Consider the following 11,187-nt stretch of genomic DNA (forward strand, 5'->3'; position numbering starts at 1 on the left):
CAGCATAAATATAGCGAGAAAAGTAATTCCCGACTTCATGAAGGGAATAGAGGAATTGCCGTTTATTCCTGTAGTTTTAGGACTGTGGACTAAAATTACTAACGTAGATGTATAACATTGACTACTTTTGGGTAGCTTTGTCCAGGTTTTTACGAGCGGTTCCTTGATTCTTCCACAATCCGCCAGGGGTTGAAACCCACGGGGCTTTTAGCACAAGTCGTCTAAAGACGACTGATACCAAATCCGACTTAAATACCCCTTTGATCTCTTCGCCAGCTAAAGCAGACTTCGTTTAACTCGCTTTGCGGTTTCAACCACCGACTTTAATCTACAGTCGTCTTCAGACGACTTCTGCTATGAGACAGGGGTTTCAACCCCTGTCGGACTTTGATAGACGCAGAAAATCTTCCTTGTTCTCTTTGCGAAATGTTACAAAGTAATAAGAAATCCATTCAGGAGAATCAGCCTTGGTACTCTACAGCCCGCAAATTGAACCCAACCAACAGCAAAACCTTTCCCCCATCGACGGTTTTGCGGGAAGACATATTGGCCCAACACCCAGCGAAATCCAGCAAATGCTAGATGTTTTGGGTATTTCCAGCCTCGATGAGTTAATTGACAAAACGATTCCAGCGGCGATTCGCATGAATCAACCCCTACAACTTCCCGCAGCCAAAAGCGAGTACGCTGCTTTGGCAGAATTGAAAGAAATTGCTGCTAAAAATCACGTATTTCGATCGTACATCGGGACAGGATATCACAACTGCATCACACCCCCAGTTATCCAGCGCAATATCCTGGAAAATCCGGGCTGGTATACAGCCTACACTCCCTACCAAGCCGAAATTGCCCAAGGGCGATTAGAAGCTTTGCTGAACTTCCAAACCATGATAATCGAGCTCACGGGTTTGGAAATTGCTAACGCTTCCTTGTTGGATGAAGCGACTGCTGCGGCGGAAGCTATGGCGGTGAGTTACGGCGCTAATAAAAATAAAGCAAAAGCGTTTTTTGTCTCGCAAGATTGTCACCCTCAAACCATCGAAGTGGTGCAAACTCGGGCTAAACCGCTGGGAATTGAAGTGATTGTCGGCGACCATCAAAGCTTTGAGTGCGATCGTACTATCTTCGGTGCACTTCTGCAATACCCAGCCACCGATGGCGCAATTTACGACTATAGCGATTTTATTCGATCGGCACATCAAGCCGGCGCCTTAGTCACAGTAGCCGCCGATATTTTGAGTCTTTGCGTCCTCACACCCCCCGGCGAATTCGGCGCTGACATAGCCGTAGGAAGCACCCAGCGCTTCGGAGTGCCGATGGGATTCGGAGGGCCCCACGCAGCCTATTTCGCGACGCGAGAAGAGTTTAAACGGCAAGTTCCAGGGCGAATTGTTGGCGTTTCTAAAGATGCTAACGGCAAATCTGCTTTACGTTTGGCTTTGCAAACTCGCGAACAGCACATCCGCCGCGAAAAAGCAACTAGCAATATTTGTACCGCCCAAGTTTTGCTAGCAGTGATGGCGAGTATGTATGCTGTTTATCACGGCCCGTCTGGACTCCAAGCAATTGCCGAACAAGTACGCAGTTTAACCGCAATTTTAGCATCTGGTCTTGCCAGTTTTGGATACAAAATTGGCGATCGACCTTTCTTCGATACTCTCCGGGTAGAATTGGGAGATAAACCGCTATCGGAAGTTCTCCAAGCCGCTCAAAATCGCCACATTAATCTGCGGGTGTTCGATGAAACAACCGTGGGGATTACTCTGGATGAAACTGTCACGGCGGGCGATGTCAAAGAGTTGTGGAAAATCTTTGCACGGGAGAAGGATTATATCAGGGGTGACGGCGAGAATTCTCTGAGCGTTCCGCTGAATGCAGACGCCTTCACTTCCTATATGATGTTACCTGAGTTTTGCGATCGCACAACCAGTTATCTCACCCATCCAGTTTTCAACAGCTACCATTCCGAAACCGAACTGTTGCGCTATATGCACCGTTTAGAAGCCAAGGATTTATCGCTAAATACATCGATGATTCCCCTAGGTTCATGCACGATGAAATTGAATGCAACAGCCGAGATGGTTCCCGTGACATGGGCGGAATTTGGTAACATACATCCCTTTGCACCCCGCAACCAAACTCGCGGCTATCAAATGATGTTCGTGCAACTCGAACAATGGCTGGCAGAAGTCACAGGTTTTGCCGGAATTTCCTTGCAGCCAAACGCTGGTTCCCAGGGCGAATATGCGGGATTGTTAGTAATTCACCAATACCACGAACACCGAGGCGAATCTCACCGCAATATCTGTTTAATTCCCCAGTCAGCCCACGGTACAAATCCGGCTAGCGCGGTGATGGCTGGGATGAAAGTAGTTGCTGTCGAGTGCGATTCCCAGGGGAATATTGATGTCGCCGACTTGCATAAAAAAGCCGAAAAGCACAAAAATGAACTAGCGGCTTTGATGGTAACATATCCATCTACCCACGGCGTTTTTGAAGCAGAAATCAAAGAAATTTGCGAGATTGTGCATCAAGCCGGCGGACAAGTTTATATGGACGGGGCTAATATGAATGCCCAAGTTGGTTTGTGCCGCCCCGGCGATTTTGGTGCTGATGTTTGTCACTTGAATTTGCACAAAACTTTCTGCATTCCTCACGGTGGTGGCGGCCCCGGCATGGGGCCGATTGGAGTCATGTCTCATTTGGTGGAATTTTTGCCTTCTACTGATACAGAATTAAGAACTTACCCCCCCCAACCCCCCCTTGCTAAGGGGGGGAGCAAGATAGAATCGTCCCTTGGTAAGGGAGGCGGTGAAATATCGCAATCAGTTGGTGCTGTTTCGGCGGCGCCTTGGGGAAGTGCGAGCATTTTGACTATTTCTTGGATGTACATTCGGATGATGGGAGGAGTTGGTTTAACTGAGGCAACGAAGGTAGCAATTCTGAATGCGAATTATATGGCGCAACGGTTAGAATCCTATTATCCGGTTTTGTACAAAGGGAAATCTGGTTTAGTCGCCCATGAGTGTATTCTGGATTTGCGACTTCTCAAAAAGACAGCAGGCATTGAAGTCGATGATATCGCCAAACGCCTGATGGATTACGGCTATCACGCGCCGACAGTTTCTTGGCCAGTTGCCGGTACGGTGATGGTGGAACCGACGGAAAGCGAATCGAAGCAGGAATTAGACCGTTTTTGCGATGCGATGATTGCGATTCGTGGGGAGATTGCCGAGATTGAAAATGGCAATGTTGACGCGCAAAATAACGTCTTGAAAAATGCGCCACACACCGCAGAATCTCTGATGGTTGATGAGTGGAATCATCCTTATACTCGCGCCGAAGCCGCCTATCCGACTCCTTGGACTCGCGAATATAAGTTTTGGCCTGCGGTGGGCCGGATAGATAATGCTTTTGGCGATCGTAATTTCGTCTGTTCTTGTTTGCCAATGGAAGCTTACACTTAAGGTTCAAATCCATCAGTCTCAATTCATTTCCGTCTCCTAAATCTCCGTCTAAAGAGATAGAATTTGGGTAAAACTAGGTAATTTAGGAGATTTTTTCTCCTAAATACCCGTTTTATGCTACTATAGTGCCTGAAAGTAGCGGAATCCTATTCCTCATGGGTAGAAACAATGTTAATTCAACTTACTATAGAAAATTTCTTATCCTTCAGGGATGAAGTCACTTTTAGTATGGTGGGAGTTAATAGCGATAGACAACATATAGATCACCTTGCTGAAGATATAGCAGAAAAAGGGCGATCGATCTTGCCGATTGCAGCAATTTACGGAGCAAATGCAGCAGGTAAGTCAAACCTGATCGAGGCTATAAGTTTTGCCAAAAACTTAGTGGTACAGGGAACTCGCAGCACTCAAACTATCCCTGTTTATCCATTCAAATTGGGCGATTATAGTAAGCAGCCAAGCAAGTTTGAGTTTATTTTTACCCATAAAGGCGATCGATATTCCTACGGCTTCAAATTAAATAGAGAGCAAATATTTGAAGAATGGCTACATGGAATTCCTGATGGCAAAAAACAAGAAGTAATGTATTTTGAACGCATTACATCATCCCAAAAAGAAACCACAGTTGAATATGGTTCAAAGCTTAAAGGTAGAAGTAAGAAGCGTCAACAGTTTCTAGATTTTATTGCAGAGGGAACGCGCCCAAACCAACTCTTTTTAACAGAATCTCTTGAGCGAAATATTGTTGTTTTACAACCTATTTTTGACTGGTTCAGAAAAGTATTAACTATTATTCCAGCAGAAGCCGATTATACCGGCTTAGAAATTAGTGTCCTCAGTGATGAATCATTCACAGACTTTATGAGTGAGTTTCTTAAATTTGCAGGAACAGGAATTGATTCCATAGTCACAGAGAAAGTAGAGTTGGATTTTGAGCGACACTTTCCAACTATGTCTAAAGTTTTAAGAGAGAATCTGATTCAAGCCCTGAATCAAGCAGAAAAAAATTCAATTGTAATGATTGAGAACTTAGGAGGTACAAGAGATATCCTGTTTAAAGATGATGAGAGTCAAGTAATTTTGATTCAACTCAGAACTCGTCATCGCAGTGAAGATGGAGGGTTTATTGATTTTTCCATAGAAGAGGAATCAGAAGGGACTCAACGTCTGATCAATCTAATTCCGGCTTTGTTTATTCTCAAACAAGAAGAAGAAAAAGTCTTTTTCCTTGATGAACTAGATAGGCGTTTGCATCCTCTGCTTTCTCGTAACTTTGTCCAACTAGCAATTAATTGTAGAGACAAAAATAACCAACTGATCTTTACAACCCACGATACCAATTTGCTAGACCTAGATTTACTCCGGCGTGATGAAATATGGTTTGTTGAAAAGAGCGAACAAGGTGCATCTAATCTTTACTCCTTAGCCGAATTCAAAATGAGACCAGACCTGAAGATTGAGAAAGGCTATTTGAATGGACGTTTTGGGGCTATTCCCTTCTTTGGAAATCCTCAAAATTTAGGGTGGCTTAATTGTGAAACCGCTGTATCTGTCACAACAAACTAATAGCAATGGGAAAAATTAAGCGCACAAAATTATTAGACAGACAACAGGATAGGAGGGATGCCAAACTATTTATAGTTGCTACGGAAGGTAAAGAAACTGAAAAACAATATTTTAGGATATTTAATAGCAGTAGAATTAAAATAGAGATATTAGCAACTACAGAAGACGGCAAATCTTCACCTGAATATGTTTTAGAGCGTTTAGATATATTCAAAGAACGATACGATCTAAATGAGGATGATATGCTTTGGCTGGTTTCTGATGTGGATCGTTGGGGACAAAAGAAGTTGAGTTCTGTTTGTAGTCAAGCTAGGCAAAAAGGTTATAATTTAGCTATTAGCAATCCTTGTTTTGAAGTATGGTTAACTTTACACTTTGAAGATATTAATCCCCAGGATAGGACTTGCGATAATTTTAAGGGAAGACTGCGAACTATTTTAGGAAGTTACAATGGTAGCAATTTGGATCTCTCTACTTACAAGCCAAATACAGAAAATGCAGTAAATCGAGCGAAAAATCTACATCCAAGTGTTCAACAAGATTGGCCACCCACACTAGGAACCCATGTATATAGACTTGTTGAGATTCTGCGGGACAGTCTCGATAGTGACTGCTGACTTCAACATCTGCTACAATGTGAATAAGAAATTAGCATAATTTAATTAACATTTTTAGATCGCACAACCAGTTTTCAGGCACTATCAAAATGAATACAAGATTTTTGTGGCGATCGCCCTCCAACAAACCACGCTGGATTATCCTACTATTATTAGGCGTTTTGGCAGCTTTGGCAACGATCGCCACTGCGGCCTACTTCAAAAGTGCGTTAGCGAAGCTGGCCGTAGGCATCGCCCAAACAGCCAGTCCCACCTTATCTGTAGACGTGAGGGCCGATCGCCATTCCATCAGTCCCGACATCTACGGTATGAACGATTTTGCCATAGATCCGGCCCTCGCCAAAGAGTTGCGAATTCCGGTGGAACGCTGGGGCGCCAATCACACTAGCCGCTACAACTGGTTAGTCGATTCTTCCAACGTCGGCGATGACTTCTTTTTCGTCGGCGGCGGCGACAACAAAAACCCCATTCCCGGCGATTCCACCGACAAAATTGTCAAAACTAACCGCAACAACGGCAGTAAAAGCATCGTTACCATCCCGATGATAGGCTATGTAAATAAGTTTAGCACTTGGAACTGCGGTTTTAGAGTATCCAAATACGGCGCGCAAGAAAAAACCAATCCCTACATTTTTCCCGAAGGCGATAAGTGCGGCAATGGGAAGCGTCCCGACGGCACTTTAATTACTAATAATAACCGCCTTGATGTTAGTATTGTCAGTAACCCAGATTTCCAAAAAGCTTGGGTTCAACATTTAGTTAAAACCCACGGTACTGCCGCTAAAGGTGGTGTTCAAATTTATCAAATGGACAATGAACCAAGCGGTTGGGGAAACACTCACCGCGATGTTCATCCAGAACCGACAAGTTATGACGAATTGCGCGATCGCACTTTCCAATATGCCTCAATGGTAAAAGCCACAGATCCCACCGCTAAGATACTCGGCCCTTCGGATTTTGGCTGGCCTGTTTATGTGGATTCTGGGGTAAAGGGCGATCGCGAAAAACACGGCGGAGTCTGGTTTGCGCGGTGGTACTTGCAGCAAATGCGCGCCTACGAACAGCAAAAAGGTGTTCGCATCCTCGACTATTTCGACGAACACTACTATCCTCTCGTCGATGACCTCTGTTTGGCTAATTGTCCCGCAGGCGATGCTAAGACGCAAGCAGCCCGGTTGCGATCGACTCGTTCTCTGTGGGACAGCACTTATACTGATGAAAGTTGGATTGGTAAATCGAATCCCCCGCTAACAATTATACCCCGGTTTCGAGAATGGGTCAAGCAAGATTATCCCGGTACAAAAGTCGCCATTACTGAATACAATTGGGGCGGTTTGGAGTCGATGAACGGTGCCTTAACTCAAGCCGAAATCCTGGGGATTTTTGGGCGGGAACAACTGGATTTAGCGACGCTGTGGGGGCCTCCCAAGTCCTCGGAACCGGGGGCTTATGCCTTCCGAACCTACATGAATTATGACGGTAAGGGTGGTAAGTACGGGGAGACTTGGGTGCGATCGCAAAGTACAGATCTGGGACAATTGTCAATCTACGGAGCACAACGCACTCAGGATGGTGCTTTGACGCTGGTAATCATTAACAAAACCAGTAAAAACTTGACCAGCAACTTGAGTCTGAAAGGCTTTAACCCAGGTGCCAAAGCTCAAGTTTACACCTACAGCGAGGCGAACTTGCGGGCGATCGTCCGTCAGAACGATTTAAGTGTCAGCGCTGCTGGCTTTCAGGCAACTTACCCAGCTAATTCTATTACTTTGGTTGCCATTCCGAAAGCGAAGGCTTAGTCAGTTGTCAAATCCACTAGCATTGGAATTTTTACTGTGGCGACTAATCCCCGCTAATCTCCACTAACCTTTCACCGGTTCTCAAAAGTTCCAGCGCATCTAACAAATGTGCACTAAGAATCTCTCGCAACCGATCATTTGATGTATTGCCACACGTCAACCAGATAATTTGTGGAGGCGAATCAAGACGATCGACCAAATCAACAAAGTCGCTGTCTTTAGTCATCAAAATAACTCCCTGCGCTTTGGCGGCCTCGAAAATTTCAGGATCTTCAGCATCTCTCAGTCCAATGTCGCGCAAGGCTACCGCTGCTACTCCAAGTGTATTAGTCATCCAGGTTGCGATCGCTGGTGGCAGATGTGCATCTACCCAGATCGTCATGCAACTAACACTGGATGATTAAGTTTACGTGATGCGTACAAAAGAGATGCTTTGAGGTCATCTCTTTCCAAATCGGGCATTTCTTCGAGAATTTGTTCAGCACTCAAACCGGCCGCAAATAAGTCTAGTACATCTGATACCCGAATTCTCATGCCACGAATACAGGGACGACCACTACACTGTCTGGGATTAATTGTGATTCTTGCAAGTAGTTCCAACATTCAAGTTAGTGAGGGTGAACACTTATCTTCATTATATCACATTAAGCATCAACCATCCAATCAATACACTTCTGCATTTGCTGTTGCATTGTTTCTCTGTCCGCATCATATCTCCGCCCATGTCCCGGCAACACCCATTCAAACGAGTAATTAGCCAAGTTTCGCATTGATTTGATTTGTTCTGCCCAAGAATACCAACAGGCTGTCCGAAAACCAATCAAATGCTGTAAATTTTCTGACCAAGCGAGATGATCGCCGCTAAACAAAAACTTGTTATTATAAAGTAAAACTGTGTGACCTTTCGTGTGACCGGGTACAGAAATAATCAACAAATCATCAGCTATTTGATGCGGTTCATTGCCAGATAATTGAATTTCCACACTGCGAGTGTCCGCATTTATTTCGTCGGTATGCAAAATGCGATCGCACTCAAAATACTCCCGGTATTTTTGATGGTCTGCCACATCATCCCGGTGAGTTAAATATAGATAGCGAATGCCACCCATTGCTTCGATATTTTTCACTAACGGCGGCACAAAACGCGGAGAATCAACTAAAATATTGCCCTCTGGACGGACAATCAAATAACTAGCAGCCCCGTAGGATTTTTCTGAATGGTAGCCACAGTGGTAAATATTGTCTGTTACCAGTGCTGGCAAGTTTTGTTGAACTTCTTTGATGTTTTTGGGTTTTTCAACAGTGCCGATCGAACTTGTCGGACAAGACAAAAGAGCCGCGAGACCTCGCATGGATGCTGTCTCGTTTGTCGGCTGCTGGTAAACCGCAGACTGTTCTCCGGCTTGAGTAAAGACTTCCGGTGCCATCCACCGACAAGTATCGCAGTCAATGCAGCTACTATCTACGTAAAAATTACCGCTGATATTTTCGGGGCGGCGTAAATTGATGTGAGCCATTTTTTATACCTTTTAATCACTAATCAGGGCGAGAAGCCCATTATATAAAAAATTCGGGGCGGGCAAGATGCCCACCCCACCAGGATTTAACTTTCTTGTGGAATTGGCATCTTGCCCGTTCCTAAAAATACTACCGGTTCCATCAGAATTTAACTTTTTTGTGGAACGGGCCGGAGAGCCCGTTCCCAAGCAGACTGCAAACTCAAAGTTTCAATTCTACTGCTGCTTCTGGCCCGCTGGAAAAGCACCAGTTGTCACCGCCACAGTCACAGGTTGTCCGCTGCGGCTCAACTCAAGCTGCATATCCTTGCCTACTGTACTTTTCTCGACAATTTGCTGTACGCTGCCAGCATCGGTGACTTCTGTACCGTTGATTTTTTTGATCACGTCAGCAACGCGCACTCCAGCTTGTGACGCCGGCGAATTTTTTGCAACTCCCATAACTAACACGCCTTTATCTTCAGTCAGCCTCAATTTGGCGTTGGGATTTTTATTGAATTCTGCTTTGACTTCGGGAGTAATGCTCAACATCCGAACGCCGAGATAAGGATGTTCGGCTTTTCCGGTACTGACTAATTGGTTGGCAATTTGTTGGGCCCGATCGATCGGAATCGCAAAACCCAACCCTTGGGCACCTTCAATAATCGCCGTATTCATGCCGATAACTTGACCCCGCTGGTTCAGCAACGGGCCGCCGGAATTGCCGGGATTGATGGCGGCGTCGGTTTGAATAAAGCTGACGCGCTTGTCGGGAACGCCCACATCGGCGCTAGAACGGCCTGTCGCGCTAATAATACCGACTGTCACGGTATTGTCCAAACCGAGGGGATTGCCGATCGCGATCGCCCATTCTCCCGGCTGTAAATCTTCAGATTTACCCAAACTCACCACAGGCAAATCGGTAGCCTCAACTTTAACAACAGCCACATCAGTAACTGTATCTACGCCCAAAACTTTGCCTGCCAATTCACGGCCATCCTTCAGTTTTACCGTCACCGTATCTGCGCCGTCAACAACGTGAGCGTTCGTCAAAATGCGGCCGTCGGAACCAAAAACAAAACCCGAACCAGATCCCCGTTGTACCCGATTTCCGGGCTGAGGCCCAATGGGAGAATCTGGGTCGAAGAAGCGGCGGAATTGTTCGGGAATCTCTTCTGGAGCTTGGTTTTTCACTGTGCGAGACGAGTTAATTCGTACTACTGCCGGGCCGACTTCCTGCACTACTTTAGTCACAAAATTAGAGTCTTGATTCGGCAATATATTTGCAGGTAAAGCTGAGATTGGCGCTGCGCTTGCAGGTTGTTCGGCTTTGATAGCATTAGAACTGCCAGGAACTTGCGAATTTAGGGCGTTGCAGCCGACAGTTGCCGTGGAGCCGAGCAAAACGAGGGATAAAAAAGCAAGTTTTTTCGGCACAGAAAAACGACGAGAAGGTTGAGTTTGATTAGATTTTTTGGGGGTTGACATAGTATTAATTTGCTAGGAGAATGGGCGAAATTTATAATTATGGTTTGGTAGTTTTAGCACCTAGTGCAATCAACTTAGAACTCAATGTTCTTTCATTTTAATTGAAACATTTATCAGATGTGTTTGGGTGGTGGGATTTACCCTACAGGCTGGAGTAGAAACCAGACTGTTGCAGGCAAATTGTTGATTTTAGGTGGTCAGCGCGATCGCCCTGGGTGAGGACTGACGAATTGCCACACCTGCGATAATACCAACTACGGTAACGGATCCGCATATTCCGCATTTCCTGGAAAATCTTCATGGCCTTGCTACCGGCAGCCCATAACTCAAACAAAAATGTTGGGTTTGTTTCCTTAGCCTGCAATGAAACCGGTGCGTTGCTCGCTCGAAACAGTCGCTCTTTCTTGAGGATTGTCGATGTATCCCTATCCTACGGCTATGAACGTTAATCTAAGGAATGAGAATTAAATAACTTCTACTCTTGAAAGTGGGATGGGCGGGAGAGCCCGTACTTTTTGGACGGGCGGGACGCCCATCCCACAATAACAATTAAAATTGTCAGTTATTTAATTCGCGATCCTAAAATAGTATTATTTTCCGTAGGTTCGATCGCAATACGGTTCACTTAACACTATCCCAAGAGAAGGGGAGCGTTTCAGTTTTGCATTTACAGTGCGAGCGTCCCCGCTCGCGTGCTTGTACAAGCACGCGAGCGGGGACGCTCGCACTACCATAAAAAATGCTTCTTGCAAAA

Annotated in this window: 8 protein-coding genes; 4 read left to right on the forward strand and 4 right to left on the reverse strand. The window is 45.4% G+C overall.

Annotated elements, in window-relative coordinates:
• Window positions 1-467: 467 nt before the first annotated feature.
• The 4 genes from gcvP to JGK11_RS30910 all read left to right on the forward strand — a co-directional run bounded on the left by gcvP (window position 468) and on the right by JGK11_RS30910 (window position 7,449).
• Window positions 468-3,467 carry an aminomethyl-transferring glycine dehydrogenase gene (gene gcvP / locus JGK11_RS30895; protein ID WP_293214238.1) on the forward strand — a complete coding sequence of 1,000 codons (3,000 nt, stop codon included), beginning with the start codon at window positions 468-470 and terminating at the stop codon, window positions 3,465-3,467.
• A 168-nt stretch (window positions 3,468-3,635) separates the two neighbouring features.
• The gene (locus tag JGK11_RS30900; protein WP_293184459.1) at window positions 3,636-5,033 is read left to right on the forward strand and encodes an ATP/GTP-binding protein; all 1,398 of its coding nucleotides are present in this window, start codon (window positions 3,636-3,638) and stop codon (window positions 5,031-5,033) included.
• Window positions 5,034-5,038: 5 nt separating this feature from the next.
• Complete coding sequence (locus tag JGK11_RS30905) at window positions 5,039-5,650, forward strand: RloB family protein (RefSeq protein WP_293184456.1); 612 nt, start codon at window positions 5,039-5,041, stop codon at window positions 5,648-5,650.
• Window positions 5,651-5,739: 89 nt separating this feature from the next.
• On the forward strand, window positions 5,740-7,449 hold the full coding sequence (locus tag JGK11_RS30910; RefSeq protein WP_293214240.1) for a glycoside hydrolase family 44 protein: 1,710 nt from the start codon (window positions 5,740-5,742) through the stop codon (window positions 7,447-7,449).
• 43 nt (window positions 7,450-7,492) lie between these two features.
• Here the strand turns inward: JGK11_RS30910 and JGK11_RS30915 are convergent, their stop codons facing one another.
• From JGK11_RS30915 to JGK11_RS30930, 4 genes are all read right to left on the reverse strand, one after another.
• Window positions 7,493-7,831 carry a DUF5615 family PIN-like protein gene (locus tag JGK11_RS30915; RefSeq protein WP_293193258.1) on the reverse strand — a complete coding sequence of 113 codons (339 nt, stop codon included), beginning with the start codon at window positions 7,829-7,831 and terminating at the stop codon, window positions 7,493-7,495.
• Complete coding sequence (locus JGK11_RS30920) at window positions 7,828-8,052, reverse strand: DUF433 domain-containing protein (RefSeq protein ID WP_293184449.1); 225 nt, start codon at window positions 8,050-8,052, stop codon at window positions 7,828-7,830. The genes JGK11_RS30915 and JGK11_RS30920 overlap by 4 nt, the downstream gene beginning before the upstream one ends.
• 41 nt (window positions 8,053-8,093) lie before the next feature.
• Entirely contained in the window at window positions 8,094-8,966 is an 873-nt protein-coding gene (locus tag JGK11_RS30925; protein WP_293193257.1) for an MBL fold metallo-hydrolase, read from the reverse strand.
• A gap of 216 nt (window positions 8,967-9,182) precedes the next feature.
• Window positions 9,183-10,433: an HhoA/HhoB/HtrA family serine endopeptidase gene (locus JGK11_RS30930; RefSeq protein ID WP_293214242.1), complete on the reverse strand. Its 1,251-nt coding sequence runs from the start codon at window positions 10,431-10,433 to the stop codon at window positions 9,183-9,185.
• Between the last annotated feature and the right edge of the window lie 754 nt (window positions 10,434-11,187).

The sequence above is a fragment of the Microcoleus sp. PH2017_34_RAT_O_A genome (assembly GCF_020737885.1).
In the GTDB taxonomy this organism is placed as follows: domain Bacteria; phylum Cyanobacteriota; class Cyanobacteriia; order Cyanobacteriales; family Microcoleaceae; genus Microcoleus.